The sequence below is a fragment of the Burkholderia sp. Tr-862 genome (assembly GCF_011753085.1).
In the GTDB taxonomy this organism is placed as follows: domain Bacteria; phylum Pseudomonadota; class Gammaproteobacteria; order Burkholderiales; family Burkholderiaceae; genus Burkholderia; species Burkholderia ambifaria.
In genome coordinates this window covers 17,370-40,798 of sequence record NZ_VWWG01000056.1, presented here as the reverse complement: position 1 = coordinate 40,798, position 23,429 = coordinate 17,370, and the positions used below count along the sequence as shown (strand labels likewise).

Annotated in this window: 19 protein-coding genes; 10 read left to right on the top strand and 9 right to left on the bottom strand. The window is 68.1% G+C overall.

Translation table 11 applies throughout. From position 1 onward, the window contains the following. The 3 genes from F3J14_RS17300 to tldD all read left to right on the top strand — a co-directional run. Positions 1 to 1,605: AsmA-like C-terminal region-containing protein (locus F3J14_RS17300; protein WP_282100697.1), on the top strand; the 1,605-nt coding region annotated here is incomplete at its 5' end. Between the two features lie 51 nt (positions 1,606 to 1,656). Next, the gene (locus tag F3J14_RS17295; protein ID WP_166724035.1) at positions 1,657 to 2,484 is read left to right on the top strand and encodes a carbon-nitrogen hydrolase family protein; all 828 of its coding nucleotides are present in this window, start codon (positions 1,657 to 1,659) and stop codon (positions 2,482 to 2,484) included. A 93-nt stretch (positions 2,485 to 2,577) separates the two neighbouring features. Then, positions 2,578 to 4,044, top strand: a complete 1,467-nt coding sequence (tldD, locus tag F3J14_RS17290) for a metalloprotease TldD (protein WP_166724034.1) — start codon at positions 2,578 to 2,580, stop codon at positions 4,042 to 4,044. A 110-nt stretch (positions 4,045 to 4,154) separates the two neighbouring features. Here tldD and F3J14_RS17285 read toward each other — a convergent pair whose 3' ends face one another. After that, complete coding sequence (locus F3J14_RS17285; RefSeq protein WP_166724012.1) at positions 4,155 to 4,409, bottom strand: hypothetical protein; 255 nt, start codon at positions 4,407 to 4,409, stop codon at positions 4,155 to 4,157. A gap of 80 nt (positions 4,410 to 4,489) precedes the next feature. Between F3J14_RS17285 and aroG the strand changes: the two genes are divergently transcribed. Continuing rightward, positions 4,490 to 5,563, top strand: coding sequence for a 3-deoxy-7-phosphoheptulonate synthase AroG (aroG, locus tag F3J14_RS17280; protein WP_166724033.1), 1,074 nt, complete (start codon positions 4,490 to 4,492; stop codon positions 5,561 to 5,563). A 116-nt stretch (positions 5,564 to 5,679) separates the two neighbouring features. Here the strand turns inward: aroG and hmpA are convergent, their stop codons facing one another. Next, positions 5,680 to 6,888 (bottom strand): NO-inducible flavohemoprotein, encoded by a 1,209-nt coding sequence (gene hmpA, locus F3J14_RS17275; RefSeq protein ID WP_166724032.1) that lies wholly within the window; start codon positions 6,886 to 6,888, stop codon positions 5,680 to 5,682. A gap of 94 nt (positions 6,889 to 6,982) precedes the next feature. Beyond that, complete coding sequence (locus tag F3J14_RS17270) at positions 6,983 to 7,534, bottom strand: cob(I)yrinic acid a,c-diamide adenosyltransferase (RefSeq protein WP_012363141.1); 552 nt, start codon at positions 7,532 to 7,534, stop codon at positions 6,983 to 6,985. Positions 7,535 to 7,674: 140 nt separating this feature from the next. Between F3J14_RS17270 and F3J14_RS17265 the strand changes: the two genes are divergently transcribed. The 6 genes from F3J14_RS17265 (at position 7,675) to proC (ending at position 14,971) form a co-directional block, all read left to right on the top strand. Next, the gene (locus tag F3J14_RS17265) at positions 7,675 to 9,084 is read left to right on the top strand and encodes an FAD-linked oxidase C-terminal domain-containing protein (RefSeq protein ID WP_166724031.1); all 1,410 of its coding nucleotides are present in this window, start codon (positions 7,675 to 7,677) and stop codon (positions 9,082 to 9,084) included. A 37-nt stretch (positions 9,085 to 9,121) separates the two neighbouring features. Beyond that, a complete protein-coding gene (locus F3J14_RS17260) occupies positions 9,122 to 10,615 on the top strand; it encodes an FAD-linked oxidase C-terminal domain-containing protein (protein ID WP_166724030.1) in 1,494 nt (497 codons plus the stop codon). Positions 10,616 to 10,797: 182 nt separating this feature from the next. Further along, positions 10,798 to 11,886, top strand: coding sequence for a glycolate oxidase subunit GlcE (glcE, locus tag F3J14_RS17255; protein WP_166724029.1), 1,089 nt, complete (start codon positions 10,798 to 10,800; stop codon positions 11,884 to 11,886). A 162-nt stretch (positions 11,887 to 12,048) separates the two neighbouring features. Then, positions 12,049 to 13,275 (top strand): glycolate oxidase subunit GlcF, encoded by a 1,227-nt coding sequence (gene glcF / locus F3J14_RS17250; protein ID WP_166724028.1) that lies wholly within the window; start codon positions 12,049 to 12,051, stop codon positions 13,273 to 13,275. A gap of 134 nt (positions 13,276 to 13,409) precedes the next feature. Next, on the top strand, positions 13,410 to 14,108 hold the full coding sequence (locus tag F3J14_RS17245; protein ID WP_006754454.1) for a YggS family pyridoxal phosphate-dependent enzyme: 699 nt from the start codon (positions 13,410 to 13,412) through the stop codon (positions 14,106 to 14,108). A gap of 50 nt (positions 14,109 to 14,158) precedes the next feature. Continuing rightward, positions 14,159 to 14,971: a pyrroline-5-carboxylate reductase gene (gene proC / locus F3J14_RS17240; protein ID WP_011656016.1), complete on the top strand. Its 813-nt coding sequence runs from the start codon at positions 14,159 to 14,161 to the stop codon at positions 14,969 to 14,971. A gap of 93 nt (positions 14,972 to 15,064) precedes the next feature. Here proC and ubiA read toward each other — a convergent pair whose 3' ends face one another. The 6 genes from ubiA to recG form a co-directional block, all read right to left on the bottom strand. Further along, positions 15,065 to 15,937 carry a 4-hydroxybenzoate octaprenyltransferase gene (ubiA, locus tag F3J14_RS17235; RefSeq protein WP_012363135.1) on the bottom strand — a complete coding sequence of 291 codons (873 nt, stop codon included), beginning with the start codon at positions 15,935 to 15,937 and terminating at the stop codon, positions 15,065 to 15,067. 279 nt (positions 15,938 to 16,216) lie between these two features. Continuing rightward, positions 16,217 to 16,705, bottom strand: coding sequence for a non-specific DNA-binding protein DpsA (gene dpsA / locus F3J14_RS17230; RefSeq protein ID WP_006754457.1), 489 nt, complete (start codon positions 16,703 to 16,705; stop codon positions 16,217 to 16,219). Positions 16,706 to 16,825: 120 nt separating this feature from the next. Next, positions 16,826 to 16,999 (bottom strand): hypothetical protein, encoded by a 174-nt coding sequence (locus tag F3J14_RS17225; RefSeq protein WP_166724027.1) that lies wholly within the window; start codon positions 16,997 to 16,999, stop codon positions 16,826 to 16,828. Positions 17,000 to 17,103: 104 nt separating this feature from the next. Then, a complete protein-coding gene (gene katG, locus F3J14_RS17220) occupies positions 17,104 to 19,290 on the bottom strand; it encodes a catalase/peroxidase HPI (RefSeq protein ID WP_166724026.1) in 2,187 nt (728 codons plus the stop codon). A 536-nt stretch (positions 19,291 to 19,826) separates the two neighbouring features. Further along, positions 19,827 to 20,786: a LysR substrate-binding domain-containing protein gene (locus F3J14_RS17215; RefSeq protein ID WP_006754461.1), complete on the bottom strand. Its 960-nt coding sequence runs from the start codon at positions 20,784 to 20,786 to the stop codon at positions 19,827 to 19,829. 147 nt (positions 20,787 to 20,933) lie between these two features. After that, positions 20,934 to 23,285 (bottom strand): ATP-dependent DNA helicase RecG, encoded by a 2,352-nt coding sequence (gene recG / locus F3J14_RS17210; RefSeq protein ID WP_166724025.1) that lies wholly within the window; start codon positions 23,283 to 23,285, stop codon positions 20,934 to 20,936. Positions 23,286 to 23,429: the final 144 nt, after the last annotated feature.

Sequence of the window (23,429 nt, the reverse complement as noted above, 5' to 3'; positions counted from 1 at the left end):
GTCGGCGACGCGCCGTACCAGGTCGCCGTGCGCGGCGCGCCGGGCCGCCTGCCGCAGGTCAGCGCGCGTTCCGACCTGACGGGCGTCGCGCTGAACTTCCCCGCGCCGTTCGCGAAACCGGCCGGCACGCCGATGCCGTTCCGCTTCACGCTGCAGCCGGCCGCCGAGGTGGACGGCAAGCGCCTCGAACATGCCGACCTGACGCTCGGCCCGGTGTCCGCGACCTACCTGCTCGACGCGACGCGCAGCCAGCCGCTGCGCGCGGTGCGCGGCGCGATGGGCATCCACCGGATGCCCGACCTGCCGCAGGATGGCGTGAGCGCCGCCGTCGACGTCGACGAACTGGACGCCGACGCATGGCTCGCACTGGCCCGCACGCTGCAGCACGACACGCCGCGCGCACCCGAGCAGGCCGCGCCGCGCATCGACGTCGCGAGCTTCACGCCGAAGCGCTTCGCGCTTCACTTCGGCACGCTGAAGCTGCTCAAGCGCAACTGGGAAAACGTGATCATCGGCGCGTCGCACGTCGACGAGCTGTGGCAGGCGAACATCGCGTCGAACCAGGTCTCGGGCTACCTGTCGTGGGCGCAGGCCGGCGGCCACAACGGCGCGGGCGTGCTGAACGCGCGGCTCGCGAAGCTCGTGATTCCGCAAAGCGCGCAGCACGACCTCGTCGGCCGCGCGATGAACCTGCCGACGCCGACCGACCGGCCAATGCCGTCGGTCGACCTGATCGTCGACCAGGTCGTCGCGCGCGATCACGACATCGGCCGGCTCGTCGTCAATGCGCGCAACATCGACGAGGACGGCGCGCCGGTGTGGCAGCTCGACAAGCTCGAGCTGGCGAACTCGGCCGCGAAGCTGACGGCGACCGGCAACTGGCGCACCTCGCGCCGCGCGCTCGCCCGCGGCGTCGACGAAAACGATGCGCCGCGCCGCAGCGTGTTCGACTTCAAGCTCGACATCGGCAACGCGGGCGCGCTGCTCGATCTCGTCGGCCTGCCGCGCACGGTCGCGAACGGCCACGGCACGGTGACCGGCAAGGTCGGCTGGCGCGGCGGCCCCACCGCGGTCGATCTGCCGTCGCTCGGCGGCCAGGTCGCGGTCGATCTCGAGCACGGCCAGATCCTGAAGGTCGATCCGGGTGCCGCGAAACTGCTCGGCGTGCTGAGCCTGCAGAGTCTCGCGCGCTTCCTGACGCTGAATTTCCGCGACGTGGTCGGCAAGGGGCTGCCGTTCGACAAGATCACGGGCACCAGCCGGATCTCGAACGGGATCGCGCGCACCGACGACTTCTCGATGACGACGGCGCCGGCGAACGTGACGGTGCGCGGCGCGGTCGACCTCGGCGCCGAGACGCAAGACCTGCACGCGCACGTCGCGCCGAAGATCGGCGCCGGCACGGCGGCGATCGCGGCCGCGATCATCAATCCGCTGCTCGGCGTCGGCGTGCTGGCCGCGAACTACGCGCTGTCGGAGACGCTGTCGCACGCGTTCGCGCTCGACTACGCGATCACGGGCTCGTGGGCGCATCCGCACATCGAGCGGGTGCGGGGCGATCAGGGTAAGATGAATCACGGTCCGGCCGATGCGGCGAGCCATTGACGCGCGCAGGGTGCCGGGCCGCACCCTATTTATGACGCAACCGATCCTGCGATGACCGATCACACCCGTTCCGCCACGCCCTTTCGGGTCGCCGCGCTGCAGATGGTGAGCACGCCGGACGTCGCGCGCAATCTCGCCGAAGCCGGCCGCCTGATCGCGGAAGCGGCCGGCGACGGCGCCCAGCTCGTGCTGCTGCCCGAGTATTTCTGCTTCATGGGCCACCGCGACACCGACAAGCTCGCGCTCGCCGAACCCTACCGCGACGGTCCGATCCAGCAGTTTCTCGCGCAGGCCGCGCACCGCCACGGCATCTGGGTGATCGGCGGCACGCTGCCGCTGAAGGCGCCGGAACCCGATCGCGTGCTGAACACGACGCTCGTGTTCGATCCGAGCGGCCAGGAGGCGGCCCGCTACGACAAGATCCACCTGTTCAACTTCGAGAAAGGCGACGAATCGTTCGACGAGGCGCGCACGATCCGCGCGGGCGAGACGGTCGTCACGTTCGACGCGCCGTTCGGGCGGGTCGGCCTGTCGGTCTGTTACGATCTGCGCTTTCCGGAGCTGTATCGCAGGATGGGCGACTGCGCGCTGATCGTCGTGCCGTCGGCGTTTACCTATACGACGGGTCGCGCGCACTGGGAAATGCTGCTGCGCGCGCGGGCCGTCGAGAACCAGTGCTACGTGCTCGCGGCCGCCCAGGGCGGCAAGCACGAGAACGGCCGGCGCACCTGGGGCCACAGCATGCTGATCGACCCGTGGGGCGAGATCGTCGCGGTCCGCGACGAAGGCGCGAGCGTCGTGACCGGCGCGCTCGATCCGCAGCGTATCGCCGACGTGCGCCAGAGCCTGCCCGCGTGGCGGCATCGCGTGCTGGCCTGACCCGCTGAACCGCCCCGGCGCTTGAAACGCCGCCCGGCCAACCCATCTGCCCAGAACGCACCCGACAACTTTTTGAGAACCCTCGATACCCGCATGAACATCATCGAACCCGGCATCCGCAATCTTGCGCTGGCGAAGGACATCCTCCTCACGCCGTACGGCCTCGACGAGAGCCTGCTCACGCGCACGATCGCCGACATCTTCACGCATCGCGTCGACTACGCGGACCTGTACTTCCAGGCGACCCGCAGCGAAGCGTGGAGCCTCGAGGAAGGCATCGTGAAGTCGGGCAGCTTCAGCATCGACCAGGGCGTCGGCGTGCGCGCGGTCGCGGGCGACCGCACCGCGTTCGCTTACTCGGACGACCTGTCGCCGGAAGCCATCGCGCAGGCGGCCGCGGCCACCAAGGCGATCGCGGCGGCCGGCGGCGGCCGCCAGAAGATCAAGGCCGCGACGTCGCTGACGGGCATCTCGGGCCGCGACCTGTACCTGCCGTCCGATCCGCTCGCATCGCTCGACGCGACCGCCAAGGTCAAGCTGCTCGAGCGCATCGAGCAGATGGCGCGCGGGCGCGACCCGCGCGTCACGCAGGTGATGGCGGGCCTCGCCGGCGAATACGATGTCGTGCTGGTCGCGCGCAGCGACGGCGCGCTCGCGGCCGACATCCGCCCGCTCGTGCGCGTGTCGGTCACGGTGATCGCCGAGCAGAACGGCCGCCGCGAGATCGGCTCCGGCGGCGGCGGCGGCCGCTTCGACTACGCCTACTTCACCGACGACGTGCTGTCGCGCTACGTCGACGACGCCGTGCACGCAGCGCTCGTGAACCTCGATGCACGCCCCGCGCCGGCCGGCGCGATGACGGTCGTGCTCGGGCCGGGCTGGCCGGGCGTGCTGCTGCACGAGGCGATCGGCCACGGTCTCGAGGGCGACTTCAACCGCAAGGGTTCGTCGGCGTTCGCCGGCCGCATCGGCGAGCAGGTCGCCGCGAAGGGCGTGACGGTGGTCGACGACGGCACGCTGCCGAACCGCCGCGGCTCGCTGAACATCGACGACGAAGGCAATCCGACGCAGTGCACGACGCTGATCGAGGACGGCATCCTGAAGGGCTACATCCAGGACACGCTGAACGCGCGCCTGATGAAGATGCCCGTCACCGGCAACGCGCGGCGCGAATCGTACGCGGCGCTGCCGATGCCGCGCATGACCAACACGTACATGCTCAACGGCGACAAGGATCCGCAGGAAATCATCGCGTCGGTGAAGAACGGCCTGTACGCGGTGAACTTCGGCGGCGGCCAGGTCGACATCACGAACGGCAAGTTCGTGTTCTCGGCGTCCGAGGCGTACATGATCGAAAACGGCAAGGTCACTTACCCGGTGAAGGGCGCGACGCTGATCGGCAGCGGCCCGGAGTCGCTGAAGTACGTGAGCATGATCGGCAACGACATGTCGCTCGACTCGGGCGTCGGCGTGTGCGGCAAGGAAGGCCAGAGCGTGCCGGTCGGCGTCGGCCAGCCGACCCTGCGGATCGACAAGATGACGGTCGGCGGTACGGCATAACCGCATCACGACGCAGACAATCCGCGCATTTTGAATAAAACGCGCGGATTGTCCGCATTTTTTGACATCCCCGGTTGCCAGCCGCACGGCGACGGGGTATAAATTCCGAATCAACTTTTTTGACGAACCGAATCTCCGTCATGTCCGCCAAGTTTTATTTTTACTTTTTTTGGCATCTCAGACCGCTGGCGGATCGAGAGGGTTGATGGCGCGTAAAGCGCAACCGAAATTCCCGAAAAACCGCCGGCGAACCCGGCGGTTTTTTTTCGCCCTTCGCCAGCCGGTCGCCGCCGCAGCGGTCCCGCGGCCCCGACAGAAACCACTGAATTGCCCGAATCGATGAATTTGCCGCACGCGTAGTACATGGTCGGCGCCCTCAACAGCTTTGCATGGGGCCGGAGTCAGTGCTGAAGCACGAACGCCGGTCGACACAGGAGAAAACAGCATGCCCCCGCACAACACCGACGACGTCCGCATTCGCGAACTCAAGGAACTGACGCCGCCCGCCCACCTGATCCGCGAATTCGCGTGCTCCGAGGCCGCGTCCGAGCTGATCTACAACTCGCGCGAGTCGATGCACCGCATCCTGCACGGGATGGACGACCGGCTGATCGTCGTGATCGGGCCGTGCTCGATCCACGATACGAAGGCGGCGATCGAGTACGCGGGGCGGCTCGTGAAGGAGCGCGAACGCTTCAGGGGCGAACTGGAAATCGTGATGCGGGTGTACTTCGAGAAGCCGCGCACGACGGTCGGCTGGAAGGGGCTCATCAATGATCCGCACCTGGACAACAGCTTCAAGATCAACGAAGGGCTGCGCACCGCGCGTGAACTGCTGCTGCAGATCAACGAGATGGGGCTGCCGGCCGCGACCGAATACCTCGACATGATCAGCCCGCAGTACATCGCCGACCTGATCTCGTGGGGCGCGATCGGCGCGCGCACGACCGAGTCGCAGGTGCACCGCGAGCTGGCATCGGGGCTGTCGTGCCCGGTCGGCTTCAAGAACGGCACCGACGGCAACGTGAAGATCGCGGTCGACGCGATCAAGGCCGCGTCGCAGCCGCACCATTTCCTGTCGGTGACCAAGGGCGGCCACTCGGCGATCGTGTCGACGGCCGGCAACGAGGACTGCCACGTGATCCTGCGCGGCGGCAAGACGCCGAACTATGACGCGGACAGCGTGAACGCCGCGTGCACGGACATCGGCAAGGCCGGCCTCGCCGCGCGCCTGATGATCGACGCGAGCCACGCGAACAGCTCGAAGAAGCACGAGAACCAGATTCCCGTGTGCGCGGACATCGGCCGCCAGATCGCGGCCGGCGACGAGCGCATCGTCGGCGTGATGATCGAGTCGCACCTCGTCGAGGGGCGTCAGGACCTGAAGGAAGGCTGCCCGCTGACCTACGGCCAGAGCATCACCGACGCGTGCATCGCGTGGGACGACAGCGTGAAGGTGCTCGAAGGCCTCGCGGAATCAGTGAAGGCACGCCGCGTCGCGCGCGGCAGCGGGAACTGAGCGCCTGCAGGGCCCGGTGCGGACCGCCCGCGGCCTGCAGCCTGCGCCCCCCATGAAAAAACCCGGCTCGCGCCGGGTTTTTTCATTGTCTTGGCCGGAACCGGCCGTCAGATTCCTCACTCGAGCGCACCCGAGCCGAAGATCTCGGTGTTCACACGCTCCGGCGCGACACCCAGGGCGACGAGCGCATCGCGTTGCGCCTTCATGAACGCGATCGGGCCGCAGATGTAGTAGTCGGCATCCGGCGCGAGCGCATGCTGCTTCACGCGTTCCGGCGTCAGGCGTCCTTCGAGGTCGTGATCGACACCGGCACGGTCGTTCGGGCCGACCAGCTCGTACAGCACCGTGCGCTTCACGTTCGCGTGCTCGCGCGCCGCGTCGTTCAGCCAGTCGCGGAACGCGTGCATCGCGCCCGAACGGCATGCGTGGACGAACCGCACTTCGCGCTTGCTGCCTTCGGCGATCAGCGTCGACGCCATCGACATCATCGGCGTGATGCCGACACCGCCCGAGATCAGCACGACCGGCGTATCGGCACCGCGCTTCAGCGAGAAGTCGCCCATCGGCGCGGTCACTTCGACGATCGCGCCCTCTTCCACGGCGTCGTGCATCAGCGTCGATACCTTGCCGGCCGGGATCGCTTCCGGCCTGCCGGCCTCGCGCTTCACCGAAATGCGCAGCCACTTGCCGTGCGGCGCGTCGGACAGGCTGTACTGGCGCGGCTGGTCGACCCCCAGGTCGCCGACGAAGCGCTTCACCGAGATGTACTGGCCCGGCTCGAACTTCGGCGCGTCGCCGCCGTCGGCAGGGGTCAGGTAGAACGACGTGATCTCGTCGCTTTCCCGCACCTTGCGGGCGACCTTGAACGGGCGGAAGCCGCTCCATGCGGCGTTCGCGTACAGGTCGGCCTCGGCGCCGATCATGATCTGCGCAAGCTGGCCGTAGGCGACGCGCCAGGCTTCGAGCGTTCCCGTGTCGACCGCGTCGCCAAGCACTTCGACGATCGACGCGAGCAGGTGCTCGCCGACGATCGGGTAATGCTCCGGACGGATATTGAGGCTCGCGTGCTTGTGCGAGATGCGCGACACCGCGCCGCCCAGCGCACCGAGGTTGTCGATGTTCGCAGCATACGCGTAGACCGCCTTCGCGAGCGTTTCCGGCTGGCTGCCGGTCTTCTGGTGCGTCTGGTTGAACAGGTTCTTCAGTTCCGGATGACGCGCGAACATGCGCTGATAGAAATGCTTCGTGATCGTCGCGCCGTGCTCGGCCAGGACGGGGGCGGTGGCCTTCACACGGGCCATCTGGTCAGCGGTGATGTGGGTCATGTTCGTTCTCGGTTAAACATGCTCACACAATACATCTTTAAAAAACCGACGGACCTCGGGCAAATTGTCGCAGTGCGGAAAACGATGCCGCGCGTCAGCGCACGCGCCCGCGCTCCCACAGCACGTCCGAGCCGCCGTCCGCACGGTTCAGCACGCGCGCCAGCACGAACAGCAGATCCGACAGCCGGTTCACGTAACGCCGCGGCGCATCATTGAGCGTGTCGGTGCGCCCGAGCGCGACGATCGAGCGCTCGGCACGGCGGCACACCGTCCGGCACACGTGCGCAAGCGACGCCGCGCGCGAGCCGGCCGGCAGGATGAATTCCTTCAGCGGCGGCAGCGTCGCGTTGTAGTCGGCCAGCCACCGGTCGAGGCGCGCGAGATGCGTGTCGTCGAGCACTCCATGGCCGGGGATGCACAGCTCGCCGCCCAGATCGAACAGGTCGTGCTGGATCGTGACGAGCGCGGTGCGGACGTCGTCCGGAAGCGGCTCGGCCAACAACACGCCGAGGGTCGAGTTCAGTTCGTCGACGTCGCCGATCGCGGCGATCCGCGTGTCGTCCTTGCCGATGCGGCGGCCGTCGCCGAGGCCGGTGGTGCCGTCGTCACCCGTGCGCGTGGCGATCTTGCTCAAGCGGTGGCCCATGCGAATGTCCTCTCGTGCGCGGCCGCGACGCGGCCAGGTTGCGTTGGTACGCGATTATCGCAGCCCGCGGCGGGGGCCGCAGCGGACGTTGCAGCGTAGAATGAACTGAAAGTTTGACAAGCAGCCGTCAGGAGACACAAGTGAATCACCCCGACACGCCGGCCGCCACGCGCCGCCCCTTCCCGCCCGCGATGCTCGATGCGCTGCGCGCCGCCTTCGGCGAGCGCGTGTCGACCGCCGAGGCCGTCCGCGCCCATCACGGCCGCGACGAATCGCCGTTCGATCCGCAACTGCCCGACGTCGTCGTGTTCGCCCGCAGTGCGGATGAAGTCCGCGAAGTCGTGTCGCTGTGCGCGCTCTACAGCGTACCGCTGATTCCGTACGGCGCCGGCTCGTCGCTCGAGGGCCACCTGCTCGCCGTGCGCGGCGGCGTATCGCTCGACCTGTCGGAAATGAACCGCGTGCTGTCGATCAACGCGGAAGACCTGACGGTCACAGTCGAACCGGGCATCACGCGCAAGGCGCTCAACGAAGCGCTGCGCGACACCGGCCTGTTCTTCCCGATCGATCCGGGCGCCGACGCCAGCATCGGCGGGATGACCGCGACCCGTGCGTCCGGCACCAACGCCGTGCGCTACGGGACGATGCGCGAGAACGTGCTCGGCCTGAGCGCCGTGCTCGCCGACGGCCGCGTCGTGAAGACGGGCTCGCGCGCGCGCAAGTCGTCGGCCGGCTATGACCTCACGCGCCTGTTCGTCGGCTCCGAAGGCACGCTCGGCGTGATCACCGAGATCACGCTGCGCCTGCATCCGCTGCCCGAAGCCGTGTCGGCCGCGATCTGCACGTTCCCGTCGATGGGCGACGCGGTGCGCACCGTGATCGAGACGATCCAGATCGGCGTGCCGATCGCGCGCGTCGAATTCGTCGATTCGCTCGCGGTGCGCTCGATCAACCGCCACTCGAACCTGACGCTCGCCGAGGCGCCGACGCTGTTCTTCGAATTCCACGGCACCGAAGCCGGCGTGAAGGAACAAGCCGAGCTCGTGCAGGCGCTCGCGGGCCAGAACAACGGCCAGGGCTTCGAATGGGCGACCCGCCCCGAGGACCGCACGCGGCTCTGGGCCGCGCGCCACAACGCGTACTTCGCGATGCTGCAGTTGAAACCCGGCTGCCGCGCGGTGACCACCGACGTGTGCGTGCCAATCTCGCAGCTCGCCGCCTGCGTCGAGGAGACGGAAGTCGACCTGCGCGCGTCGTCGCTGCCCTGCCCGATCGTCGGCCACGTCGGCGACGGCAATTTCCACGTCGCGATCCTGATCGATCCCGACAAGCCCGAGGAAATCGACGAAGCCGAACGCATCAACGACCGGATCGTCGAACGCGCGCTGCGCCTCGGCGGCACCTGCACCGGCGAACACGGCGTCGGGCTGCACAAGATGCGCTTCCTACCGAAGGAGCACGGCGACAACGCGATCGACGCGATGCGCGCGATCAAGCTCGCGCTCGATCCGCGCAACTTGATGAATCCCGGCAAGATCTTCACGTGCTGACACGGCGGCGCGCCGCAGCGCCGCCGCAGGAGACCCAATGAACGCTTCCGTCGAACTGTCGAGCGCGACCCGCGCGCAGCGCCAGCGCGAAGTCGTGCAGGCGCTGATGGCCGTGCTGCCGACGCATTGCCTGCTGTTCCGCGACGAAGACACCGCGCCGTACGAATGCGACGGCCTGTCCGCGTACCGGCGGCTGCCCCTCGCAGTCGCGCTGCCCGAAACCGAATCGCAGGTGCAGCGGATCGTGCAGATCTGCCGCCGCATGGAAGTGCCGATCGTGCCGCGCGGCGCGGGCACGAGCCTGTCGGGCGGCGCGCTGCCGATCGGCAACGGCGTCGTGCTGTCGCTCGCGCGCTTCACGCGCATCGTCGAGGTCGACCCGTACGCGCGCACGGCCACCGTGCAGCCCGGCGTGCGCAACCTCGCGATTTCGGAAGCCGCCGCGCCTTACGGGCTGTACTACGCACCCGATCCTTCGTCGCAGATCGCCTGCACGATCGGCGGCAACGTCGCGGAAAATTCCGGCGGCGTCCACTGCCTGAAATACGGGCTGACCGTGCACAACGTCATGCGCGTGCGCGCGGTCACGATCGACGGCGAGATCGTCGAATTCGGCTCGCTGGGCCTCGACACGCCGGGCCTCGACCTGCTCGCGGTGATGATCGGCAGCGAAGGGATGTTCGCGATCGTCACCGAGGTCACGTTGAAACTGATCCCGAAACCGCAGACCGCGCAGCTCGTGATGGCGAGCTTCGACGATGTCGTGAAGGGCGGCGAGGCGGTCGCCGCGATCATCGCGTCGGGCATCATCCCGGCCGGGCTCGAGATGATGGACAAGCCGGCCACCCAGGCCGTCGAGGCGTTCACGCACGCGGGCTACGACCTCGACGCGAAGGCGATCCTGCTGTGCGAATCGGACGGCACACCGGAGGAAGTCGCGGAGGAAGTCGTGCGCATGACGGCCGTGCTGCGTGAGCATGGCGCGACGCGCATCCAGGTCTCGCGCAACGAAAGCGAGCGGTTGCGCTACTGGTCGGGCCGCAAGAACGCGTTTCCGGCCGCCGGGCGCATTTCCCCCGATTATTACTGCATGGACGGCACCGTGCCGCGCCGCGCGATCGGTCCGCTGCTCGCGCGCATCGAGCAGCTCGAGACACGCTACGGGCTGCGCTGCATCAACGTGTTCCATGCCGGCGACGGCAACATGCATCCGCTGATCCTCTACAACGCGAACGATCCAGACGAGCTGCACCGTGCCGAGCAGTTCGGCGCGGAAATCCTCGAATGCTGCGTGGAATTCGGCGGCAGCGTGACGGGCGAGCACGGCGTGGGTATCGAAAAGCTCAATTCGATGTGCGTACAGTTCTCCCCGCAGGAGCGCGACGCGTTCTTCGCGGTCAAGCGCGCGTTCGATCCGGCCGGGCTGCTGAACCCCGACAAGGGCATTCCGACCCGTGCGCGCTGCGCGGAATACGGTCGCCAGCACGTGCGCGGGGGGTTGCTGCCGCACCCCGACCTGCCGCGCTTCTGAGCACCGCGCGGCGGCGCGCCCCGTGCCGACGCGCCGGCCGCGACGTACCGCCCTGCCCGCGCCGGCCATACTCGCGGCGGCGCCTGCATGCCGTCGTGATACGGGGCTTAGGGATAGTCACGATGTGGATTCGCGCCACCCCGGTACAATCGACCGGACAACAAGACGAGATAGCAACGGACATGGAAGAGGACGACATCGTCGCCGGATGGGCCGAGCGCATCCGCGCCGCCAGTGCCGACGGCCGGCCGCTGCGGATTCGCGGCGGCGGCACCAAGGACTGGTACGGCCAGGCGCTGGACGGCGAAATACTCGACACGCGCGCGTTGCAGGGCATCGTGTCGTACGACCCGGCCGAACTCGTCGTCACGGTCCGCGCGGGCACGCCGCTCGCGCAGCTTGAAACCGCCCTCACCGAGTGCGGCCAGATGCTGCCGTTCGAGCCGCCGCACTTCGGCCGCACGGCTACCGTCGGCGGCTGTATCGCGGCCGGCCTCGCGGGCCCGCGCCGCGCGACCTGCGGCGCGCCGCGCGATTTCGTGCTCGGCGTCACGCTGATGAACGGGCGCGGTGAGCTGCTGCGCTTCGGCGGCCAGGTCGTGAAGAACGTCGCCGGCTACGACGTGTCGCGGCTGATGGCCGGCTCGCTCGGCACGCTCGGGCTGATGCTCGAGCTGTCGATCAAGGTGCTGCCGGTGCCGGTCGCCGAAGTCACGCTGAAGTTCGAGATGACCGCGACCGACGCGGTGCGCAAGCTCAACGAATGGGGCGGCCATCCGCTGCCCGTCAGCGCGAGCGCGTGGCGCAACGGCACGCTGGTGCTGCGGCTGTCGGGCGCCGAGGCCGCCGTGAAATCGGCGAAGACGCTGCTCGGCGGCGAAGTCGTCGACGCGGTCGAGGCCGAGCGCTTCTGGGCCGGCCTGCGCGAGCATGCCGATCCGTTCTTCAACGGCATCCCGCCCGGCTATGCGCTATGGCGCCTCGCGCTGCCGTCGATCACCGAACCGATGCACCTGCCCGGCACCCAGCTGATGGAATGGGGCGGCGCGCAGCGCTGGTGGATCACCGACGCCGATGCGCAAACGGTGCGCATGAGCGCGAAGCAGGCCGGCGGCCATGCGACGCTGTTCCGCGCGGGCGACACCTACGACCGCAGCGCGGGCGTGTTCACGCCGCTGCCCGCGCCGCTGATGAAGATTCACCGCGGGCTGAAGGCTGCGTTCGATCCCGCACGCATCTTCAACCGCGGCCGGCTCTACCCCGATCTTTAGGGTGCTTACATATGGAACGCACATGCGAATGCCCTGAATCGCCGGTCCCCCAAAGGGACGAGCGACGCCGCCATCCGGGCGATCTCGGGCATTCCCGTGACATGAATTGTTTAATTCGTGGCAACGCATGCGCGTTGCCTGTGTAAACAGACCCTGATCTCGATGCAAACCAACCTCGCCGATTTCATCCGCAATACGCCCGACGGCGACGAGGCCGACGCGATCCTGCGCAAGTGCGTGCATTGCGGCTTCTGCACCGCGACGTGCCCGACCTACCAGTTGCTCGGCGACGAACTCGACGGCCCGCGCGGGCGCATCTACCTGATCAAGCAGATGGTCGAAGGCGCGCCCGTCACGCGCAGCACGCAGCAGCACCTCGATCGCTGCCTCACCTGCCGCAGTTGCGAGACGACCTGCCCGTCGGGTGTCCAGTACGGCCGGCTCGTCGAGATCGGCCGCAAGCACGTCGAGGCGCAGGTGCAGCGCCCGGTGCAGCAGCGGCTCCTTCGCCGCGTGCTCGCGAGCCTCGTGCCGAACGCGGCGCTGTTCTCGCCGGTCATGCGGCTCGGCCAGCACGTGCGACCGCTCTTGCCGAAACGGCTGCGCGACAAGGTACCGCCGCGCCAGCGGCTGCTCGAATGGCCGCAGCGCACGCATCCGCGCAAGATGCTGATGCTCGGCGGCTGCGTGCAGCCGTCGATGCTCCCGAACATCAATATCGCGACCGCGCGTGTGCTCGACGCACTCGGCGTCGAGACGATCGTCGCGCCCGACGCGGGCTGCTGCGGCGCGATCCGCCTGCACCTGAACTATCACGACGAAGCGCTCGACGACGCACGCCGCAACATCGACGCGTGGTGGCCATATATCGAGCAAGGTGCCGAAGCGATCGTCATGAACGCATCGGGCTGCGGCGCGACGGTGCTCGAATATGCGCACCTGCTGCGTGACGATCCGGCCTATGCGGAAAAGGCGCAGCGCATCGTCGCGCTGACGCGCGACATCTCCGACGTGCTGCTCGCGTTCGAGGCCGAGATCGCGACGCTCGCGCGGCGCCGCGCGATCCATACCGTCGCGTACCACCCGCCGTGCACGCTGCAGCACGGCCAGCAATCGCGCGGCAAAGTCGAGCGCCTGCTCGAGACGCTCGGCATCGAGGTGCGGCTGCCGGCCGACAGCCACCTGTGCTGCGGGTCGGCCGGCACCTATTCGCTGACGCAGCCGTCGCTGTCGTACCGGCTGCGCAAGCAGAAGCTGCTGAAGCTGCAGGCACTCGAGCCGCAGATGATCGTGTCCGGCAACGTCGGCTGCATCGCGCACCTGCAGAGCGGCACGCAGATTCCGGTCGCGCACTGGATCCAGCTCGTCGAGCATCTGCTGTACGGCTAGCGCGGCGCCGGCCCGGCCGGTCGCGCACGGCATCCCGTCCGTATAATGGGCGAATCGATGCGACGCGTGCCGTGCCGCATCCGCCGCCGTATCCGCCGTGGTATCCGCTTTTCGTGCCTGCTTCCGTGCCCGTCATGTCCGATTTCGCCGCCCGTCTCGACTCCGTTCACCGCCGCATCGCCGACGCCGCCCGCGCGGCCGGCCGCGATCCCGCCACCGTCTCGCTGCTCGCCGTGTCGAAGACGTTTCCCGCCGACGACGTGCGCGCCGCGCATGCGGCCGGACAACGCGCGTTCGGCGAAAACTACGTGCAGGAATCGATCGACAAGATCGACGCGCTCGCGGATCTCCGCACCGGGCTCGAATGGCATTTCATCGGGCCGCTGCAATCGAACAAGACGCGCCCGGTGGCCGAACGGTTCGACTGGGTCCACTCGGTCGACCGGCTGAAGATCGCGCAGCGCCTCGCCGAACAACGCCCCGCGCACCTGCCGCCGCTCAACGTGTGCGTGCAGGTGAACATCAGCGGCGAGGCGTCCAAGAGCGGCGTTGCGCCGGCCGACGTGGCCGAGGTCGCGCGCGCGGTCGCCGCGCTGCCGACACTGCGCCTGCGCGGCCTGATGGCGATTCCCGAACCGGCCGGCGATACCGACGCGCAGCGCGCGCCGCATCGTGCGCTGCGTGCGCTGTTCGATACGCTGCGCGCCGACGGCCTGCCGCTCGACACGTTGTCGATGGGCATGTCCGCCGATCTCGAGGCCGCGGTCCTCGAAGGCGCGACGATCGTGCGCGTCGGCACCGCGCTCTTCGGCGCACGCGACTATTCGCACTGAGCGCCTCCCCTGTTTCGCCTTTCCGTTCACTCTCCTGCTCAATCGACACCATGAAAATCGCATTCATCGGCGGCGGCAACATGGCCGCGGCCCTGATCGGCGGCCTGATCAAGCGCGGCGTCGCCGCTGACGGCCTGTATGCCATCGACGTCAACGAGGACGTCCGCGCGCGCGCCGCGCAGCAATTCGGTATCCGCACCGGCGCGGCCATCGACGCGACGCTCGCAGGCTACGACGCGATCGTGCTCGCGGTGAAACCGCAGGTACTGAAGGACGTCGCGCAGGCGCTCGCCCCGCATCTGACGTCGCAGCTCGTGATCAGCATCGCGGCCGGCATCCGCGGCACCGACCTCGCCCGCTGGCTCGGCGACTACGCGCGCGTCGTGCGCACGATGCCGAACACGCCCGCGCTGGTCGGCATGGGCGTGACGGGCCTCGCCGCGCTGCCGGGCGTCGACGCGGCCGGTCGCGAGCTCGCGTCGAACGTGCTCGGCGCGGTCGGCGAGATCGTCTGGTTCGACGACGAAGCGCAGCTCGATGCCGTCACCGCGATCTCGGGCAGCGGCCCGGCCTACGTGTTCTATTTCATCGAAGCGCTGCAGGAAGCCGCGCGCCGCCTCGGCATGAACGACGAACAGGGCCGCGCGCTCGCGGTCGCGACGTTCGCGGGTGCCGCGCAGCTCGCCGCGCAATCGGGCGAACCGGCGAGCGTGCTGCGCGAGCGCGTGACGTCGAAGGGCGGCACGACGGCCGCCGCACTCGCGTCGTTCGACGCGCAGGGCGTGAAGGAAGCCATCGTGCGCGGCGCGCTGGCCGCTGAGGCACGCGCAAAGGAAATGGGTGACGAGCTCGGCCGCGCGTAAGCGCGGTGCGCGGCGCCGGGCTTCCGGCACCGGCAACAAAAAAGCGGCCTCGGCCGCTTTTTTGTTGGCATCGCGCGCCGGCGCGCGGCCGCTTCAGTTGCCTGCCGTGCCCGCCAGCAGGTAGTGCGCGGCGATCCCCGCGAACAGCACGCCGCCGAGCCAGTTGTTGTGCCGGAACGCCGCGAAGCACGGCATCCGCTCGCGGTCCTTGATCAGCGTGTAGTGATACAGCGCGCAGCCGACCGCCGCGGCCCAGCCGGCCCAATATGCGAGGCCGAAGCCGAGCGTCACGCCGATCCACACATAGATGCCGAGCGTCGCCGCATAGCAGAGCATGACGGCCGCGACGTCAAAGCGGCCGAACGTCAGCGCGGACGTGCGAATGCCGATCTTGATATCGTCGTCGCGGTCGACCATCGCGTATTCGGTGTCGTACGCGACCGACCAGAAGATGTTCGCGATCAGCATCACCCACGCGAGCATCGGCACCGTGTCCTGCACGGCCGCGAACGCCATCGGGATGCCGAAGCCGAACGCGATGCCGAGATACGCCTGCGGAATCGCGAAGAAACGCTTCATGAACGGATACGAGCCCGCGACGAACAGCGCGACGACCGACAGCTCTTTCGTCAGCGTATTGAGCGGCTGGATCAGCAGGAACGAGATGAAGGCCAGCACCACCGCGATCGCGACGGCTTCCCATGCGCGGATCTTGCCCGACGTCAGCGGCCGGTCGGCCGTGCGCTTCACGTGACGGTCGAAATCGCGGTCGGCATAGTCGTTCATCGCGCAGCCGGCCGAGCGCATCAGCAGCGTGCCGAGCGCGAAGATCGCGAGCAGCGGCCAGCGCGGATGGCCGTCCGACGCGATCCACAGTGCGTTGAGCGTCGGCCAGAGCAGCAGCAGGCTGCCGATCGGCTTGTCCATCCGGACGAGCCGCAGATACAGGGGAAAGCGGGCAAGCATGGCGAAGCACCGGGAAGATAATCCCGGCATTTTAGAGCCGAGCGGCGGTTCACGTCATGTCGGGCAGGCCCGCAGCCGGCTGCCGCGACCCGCGCGCCGGCCGCCCGGGCCTGCTGCAGGCAGCCGGACAGTCCACGCATCAATCAAGGGACAGATTCGTGGCCGGCGCGTACCGCGCTGTCGCCGGAATTCGATCCGATGCGGGCAACCCGGCCCCGGTTCGGCGTCGGACACCCGCTCACGCCGGCCGCGCGGCGCGCGCGACCGGCCGCACCGGACTTACGCGAGCAGCGACCGCAGCATCCACGCGGTCTTTTCATGCGTCTGCAGACGCTGCGTCAGCAGGTCGGCGGTCGGTTCGTCGCTCGCCGCATCGGCGATCGGGAAGATTTCGCGCGCGGTGCGCACGACGGTCTCGTGGCCTTCGACGAGCTGGCGGATCATCTCCTCGGCCGCCGGCACGCCGTTGGCCTCCGGCACCGACGACAGCTTCGCGAAATCTCCGAACGTGCCCGGCGCGACGACGCCGAGCGTGCGAATGCGCTCGGCGACCAGGTCGACCGCGAGCCACAGTTCGTTGTACTGCTCTTCGAACATCAGGTGCAGCGTGTTGAACATCGGACCCGTGACGTTCCAGTGGAAGTTGTGGGTCTTCAGGTACAGCGAAAACGTATCGGCCAGCAGCCGCGACAGGCCATCCGCGATTTTCTTGCGGTCCTTGTCGCTGATGCCGATGTTGATCTGCGTGGCGTTACCTTTCTTGGCCATCTTCGGGACTCCTCATTCGAAATGTTGAACCGGCGAAAATGCGTCGAGCAATCGGCATGCCGCACCGCGCGGCATCCGTTCGCCACGTGCCAGTCTAGCGCGGCGAGCGAATCGCTGCGCTCAGCCGCCGGCACGCGAGACGATCGGCGCGAGCGCGTGCAGCCCCTGCGCGACCAGCTCGGCCGCACCGCCGATGACGATCGCGAAACCGACGATGCGCCGCGCCAGCCCCGCCGGCGTGCGCATCTCGGGCGCGGCGAACGCGGCGCGCATGTTCAGCATCATTTGCGTCATGGTCGTCACTCCTTCGACAAGACCTTGAATCGGAAGAAAAAACGGCCGGTCGCGCGACCGGCCGTTGCACGTTGCAACGTGACTGCGCTAGCGCGTCACGACATTCACGCGAGGTCGAAGCGGTCGAGGTTCATTACCTTGTTCCAGGCCGCGACGAAATCACGCACGAACTTCTCGTTCGCGTCCGCGCTGCCGTACACCTCGGCCAGCGCGCGCAACTGCGAGTGCGAACCGAAGATCAGGTCGACGCGCGTGCCGGTCCACTTGACCTGGCCCGTCGCACGATCGCGCCCTTCGAACACATCGTTCGCGGCCGACACCGGCTTCCACTCCGTGCCCATGTCGAGCAGGTTCACGAAGAAGTCGTTCGACAGCGTGCCCGGACGGTCGGTGAACACGCCGTGCTTCGCGTCGCCGACGTTCGCGCCGAGCACCCGCAGGCCGCCGACGAGCACCGTCAGCTCCGGCCCGTTCAGCGTCAGCAGCTGGGCCTTGTCGACCAGCAGCGCCTCGGCCGGCGTCTTGTACGCACCCTTCACGTAGTTGCGGAAACCGTCCGCAACCGGCTCGAGCACGGCCATCGCGTCGACGTCCGTCTGCTCCTGCGACGCGTCCATCCGGCCCGGTGCGAACGGCACCGTCACCGCGACACCGGCGTTCTTCGCGGCCTGTTCGACGCCGGCCGCACCGGCCAGCACGATCAGATCGGCGAGCGACACCTTCTTGCCGCCCGTCTGTGCATCGTTGAACGCCTTGCGCACGCTTTCGAGCGTCTCGAGCACCGTCGCGAGGGCGACCGGCTGGTTCACTTCCCAGTCCTTCTGCGGTGCCAGGCGGATGCGCGCACCGTTCGCGCCGCCGCGCTTGTCCGAACCCCGGAACGTCGAGGCCGACGCCCACGCGGTCGACACGAGCTGCGCGACCGACAGGCCCGACGCGAGCACCTTCGCCTTCAGCGCCGCGACGTCCGCGTCATCGATCAGCGGGTGGTCGACGGCCGGGATCGGGTCCTGCCACAGCAGTTCCTCGGCCGGGACTTCCGGGCCGAGATAGCGCGCACGCGGACCCATGTCGCGGTGCGTGAGCTTGAACCAGGCGCGCGCGAACGCGTCGGCAAACTCGGCCGGGTTCTCGTAGAAGCGGCGCGAGATCTTCTCGTAGGCCGGATCGAAACGCAGCGACAGGTCGGTCGTCAGCATCGTCGGGCGATGCTTCTTCGACGCATCGAACGCATCCGGAATCACTTCGTCTGCGCCCTTCGCGACCCACTGGTGCGCGCCGGCCGGGCTCTTCGTCAGTTCCCATTCGTAGCTGAACAGGTGCTTGAAGAAGTCGTTGCTCCACTTCGTCGGCGTCGAGGTCCACGTGACTTCGAGGCCGCTGGTGATCGCATCGTGGCCCTTGCCCGATGCATACGCGCTCTTCCAGCCGAGACCCTGCTGCTCGATTCCGGCCGCTTCCGGCTCCGCACCGACGTCCGTCGCGGGGCCCGCGCCGTGCGTCTTGCCGAACGTGTGGCCGCCGGCGATCAGCGCGACCGTCTCTTCGTCGTTCATCGCCATCCGCGCGAACGTGTCGCGGATGTCGCGCGCCGCCGCGACCGGGTCGGGATTGCCGTCCGGGCCTTCGGGGTTCACGTAGATGAGGCCCATCTGCACGGCCGCGAGCGGGTTCTCGAGATCACGGTCGCCCGAGTAACGGCTGTTCGGGCCGCCGCTCAGTTCCAGCCAGATCTTTTCCGAACCCCAGTAGACGTCGTCCGGTTCCCACGTGTCGGCACGGCCGCCCGCGTAACCGAAGGTCTTGAAGCCCATCGATTCGAGCGCGACGTTGCCGGTCAGGATCAGCAGGTCGGCCCACGAGATGTTGCGGCCGTACTTCTGCTTGATCGGCCACAGCAGCCGGCGCGCCTTGTCGAGGTTCGCGTTGTCCGGCCAGCTGTTCAGCGGCGCGAAGCGCTGCTGCCCGCCGCCCGCGCCGCCGCGGCCGTCGGCGGTCCGGTACGTGCCGGCGCTGTGCCAGGCCATCCGGATGAACAGGCCGCCGTAGTGGCCGAAGTCGGCCGGCCACCAGTCCTGCGACGTCGTCATCAGCGCCTGCAGGTCGCGCTTCACCGCCGCGAGGTCCAGCTTCTTGAATGCTTGTGCGTAGTCGAAATCCTTGTCCATCGGATCGGACAGCGCCGAGTGCCGGTGCAGGATGTTCAGGTTCAGCTGGTTCGGCCACCAGTCCTTGTTCGACGTGCCGCCGGCCGCCGTGTGGTTGAACGGACATTTCGATTCGGTCGACATGCTTTTTCTCCTTTACTTGCTCGTAGGCCCCCACTTGCCGGGCGCGGTTCGTGGAGCATTGCGGGGGGATAAAACGGAACAGGGTGGCCCTGTCGTGCTACGGGGTGTCAGGCGTGGCTTTCGATGCGGGTTTCGGGACTTCGGACATGCAATGCCCCCTCATGACTGGACGGCGATGAATCGGGGGAACACAAGAGCGGCGCACGGCGGCACTCATCCGCCATACACACGCTCCGCCAGGTATGCGAACGCAATCGGGCGCAGGCTGCGGGCCGCTGCCCTGGCACGATTCAGGACTTCATCGCGCGACGGAATGTTCCGCTGCGCGTGCTGCAATACCGACCGCATCATGACATCCTCCTTTGACGCTTGCATTGAGCATGCGGATCGGGCTGTCGATGCGACGCCGAACCATGTAGAAGATTGTATTGATATCTATCGAATATAGTAATTTAATAAAAATAATCTATGCGATAGGTAAAAATAAACGGGGTCGCAAACCCCGTTCATCATGCCGTCTGCATGTCCGCATGCGCTCAGTTCATCGTCGCCGGCATGTCGAGCTTCGCGACGCCCGGCAGTTCGCACGCGGCGATCGCGTCGCTGATCGCGTCGATCGCCGGCATCCGCGTGAAGCTCTTGCGCCAAACCAGCACGACGCGGCGATCGGGCACCGGTTCGTTGAACGGCACGTACGACAGCAGTTCGGCGTCGGGGCCGTTCGCGCGCGGGCCGATCTCGGCGACCGACATCCGCGGCAGCACCGTGATGCCGACCCCGCTCGCGACCATGTGGCGAATCGTTTCGAGCGACGAGCCCTCGAAGGTCTTCTGGATGCCGTCGGCTGTTTGCGAGAAGCGCATCAGTTCCGGGCACACGCCGAGCACGTGATCGCGGAAGCAGTGGCCGTTGCCGAGCAGCAGCATGGTTTCCTGCTTCAGGTCCTCGGCGTCGATCTCGTCGCGCTTCTCCCACGGATGGCCGGCCGGCAGCGCGACGACGAACGGCTCGTCGTACAGCGGCCGCACCATCAGGCCGGTTTCGGGAAACGGCAGCGCCATGATCGCGGCGTCGATCTCGCCCTGCTTCAGCAGTTCGAGCAGCTTCAGCGTGTAGTTCTCCTGCAGCATCAGCGGCATCTGCGGCACACGCTGGATCATCTGCTTGACGAGCGTCGGCAGCAGGTACGGCCCGATCGTGTAGATCACGCCGAGACGGAACGGGCCGACGAGCGGGTCCTTGCCCTGCTTCGCGATCTCCTTGATCGCGAAGGTCTGCTCGAGCACGCGCTGCGCCTGCGTGACGATCTGGTCGCCGATCGGGGTCACGCTCACTTCGCTCGCGCCGCGCTCGAAAATCTGCACGTTGAGCTCGTCTTCCAGCTTCTTGATCGCCACCGATAGGGTCGGCTGGCTCACGAAGCAGGCTTCGGCCGCGCGACCGAAATGCCGCTCGCGCGCGACCGCGACGATGTATTTCAGTTCAGTCAGGGTCATTGTGGGTCAATCAGATATATACAGGCGATAGGTTTAATTTATACACCCACTCGGACCGATTCGCCAAGTTTCTCAGTATTGCAATGCGCCGGACGGTGGCGAATCGCGATTTCAAATCCGACCCTTAATGCGTCGATCACGCTTCGATCACGCCTTCAGATACTGCTCTCGCGCGCCGAGCCAGCGGGCGAGATGCTGCGTGACCACGTCGGGATACGCGGCGATCAGTCGCGCCGCCGCGTCGCGGGCCGGGTCGATCAGCCAGCCGTCGGTCTCGAGGTTCGCGAAACGCAGCATCGCCGCGCCCGACTGGCGCGCGCCGAGGAATTCGCCGGGGCCGCGGATCTCGAGGTCGCGCCGCGCGATCTCGAAGCCGTCGGTCGTCTCGCGCATCGTCTTCAACCGCTCGCGGCCGGTGAGCGACAGCGGGCCCGTATAGAGCAGCACGCACACCGATGCCGCGGTGCCGCGCCCGACCCGGCCGCGCAACTGGTGCAGCTGCGCGAGGCCGAAGCGCTCCGCGTGCTCGATCACCATCAGCGACGCGTTCGGCACGTCGACGCCGACCTCGATCACGGTCGTCGCGACGAGCAGCTGCACGTCGTTGCGCGTGAAGGCTTCCATCACGGCCGCCTTGTCGGCCGGCGACAGCCTGCCGTGCACGAGCCCGACTTTCAACTCGGGCAGGGCCGCGGCCAGCGTCTCGTAGGTTTCGACGGCCGTCTGCAACTGCAGCGTCTCGCTCTCCTCGATCAGCGGACACACCCAGTACACCTGGCGGCCGGTCAGCGCGGCTTCGCGCACGCGCGCGATCACCTCCTCGCGCCGCGCGTCGCCGACGAGGCGCGTCAGCACCGGCGTGCGGCCCGGCGGCAGCTCGTCGATCGTCGACACCTCGAGATCCGCGTAATACGTCATCGCGAGCGTGCGCGGAATCGGCGTGGCCGACATCATCAGCTGGTGCGGCTGGAAATCGCGCGCGCCGTTGGCCGCGTTCGCGGCCTTCGCACGCAGCGCGAGGCGCTGCTCGACGCCGAAGCGGTGCTGCTCGTCGACGATCACGAGGCCGAGCCGCGCGAATTCGACCGTGTCCTGGATGATCGCGTGCGTGCCGATCACGAGCTGCGCGGTGCCGAGCGCCGCGGCCTCGATCGCCGCGCGCTTCTCCTTCGCCTTCAGGCTGCCCGCGAGCCACGCGACCGACACGCCGAGCGGCTCGAGCCACGCGCGCAGCTTGCGGGCGTGCTGTTCCGCGAGGATTTCGGTCGGCGCCATCAGCGCGGCCTGGTAGCCGGCATCGATCGCTTGCGTCGCGGCCAGCGCCGCGACGACCGTCTTGCCGCTGCCGACGTCGCCCTGCAACAGCCGCTGCATCGGGTGCGCGAGCGTGAGGTCGTGCGCGATCTCGTCGACGACGCGCGCCTGCGCGCCCGTCAGCGTGAACGGCAGCGCCGCGTAGAGGCGCGTCGTCAGCGCGTCGGCATCGGTCGCGGTGCGGCGCGGCATCGCGGGCGCCGCGCGCGTGCGGCGCTCCTCGTGCGCGCGCTTGAGCGACAGCTGCTGCGCGAGCAGCTCCTCGAACTTGATGCGCGTCCACGCCGGATGCGAGCCGTCCATCAGCGCGGCTTCGTCGGAATCGACGCCCGGGTGATGCAGGATCCGCACGGCCTGCGCGAGCGTCGGCACGCCGAGCGGCTTCAGGTAGTCGCGCTCGATCTCGGGCGGCAGCAGCTCGGGCAGCGGCGTGCGCTCGACCGCGTTCTCGATCGCCTTGCGCAGATACGCCTGCGACACGCCGGCCGTGCTCGGATAGACGGGCGTGAGCACCTGCGGCAGCGGCGCATCGGCTTCGACCACGCGCACGGCCGGGTGCACCATTTCCATCCCGAAGAAGCCGCCGCGCACATCGCCGCGCACGCGCAGCCGCTGGCCGACGGCCATCTGCTTGACCTGCGAGCCGTAGAAATTCAGGAAGCGCAGCACGAGCTGCTCGCCGTCGTCGTCCTGGATCTTCACGACGAGCTGGCGGCGCGGCCGGTAAGCGACCTCGTTGTCGAACACGACGCCTTCGGTCTGCGCGATGCCGCCCGGCAGCAGTTCGCCGATCGGCGTAAGCGTGGTTTCGTCCTCGTAGCGCATCGGCAGATGCAGCACGAGATCGATCGAGCGCGTGAGACCGAGCTTCGCGAGCTTGTCGACGGTCTTCACGGGTTTGTCGGCGGCCGGCTTCTTCTTGCGCTTCGCGCCGTCGGACGCGCCCGCTGCCGCCGCCGCGCCCGCTTCGTCGCTGCCAGCGCCCGGTTCGACGTCGGGCGCGGCTGCAGCCGGCTGCGCGAGCCGCCCGTCGGCGCCGCGCTTCGGCCCCGTACGCTTCGGCGCCGCGCGCGCGTCGGAGTCGCGCTCCCCCGCGCTTCGCGCGGGTAACGCGGCATCGTCCGCGTCGAACGGATCGGCGGAATCGGCAACGGCAGCGGAGGAACGGCGTGGTGACACAGGCATCGGATCGTCTGGGTGCTTCGCAAGGCAAGTACAATAGCGGCTTTCACGTCGTCCGAACGAACGACGCCGGCCAGGCCGCGCATCCCGCCATCATAGCGGCTCGCGCGCCCCATTTATGCGTTTCCGCCCTGTCGGCGGCGCCCG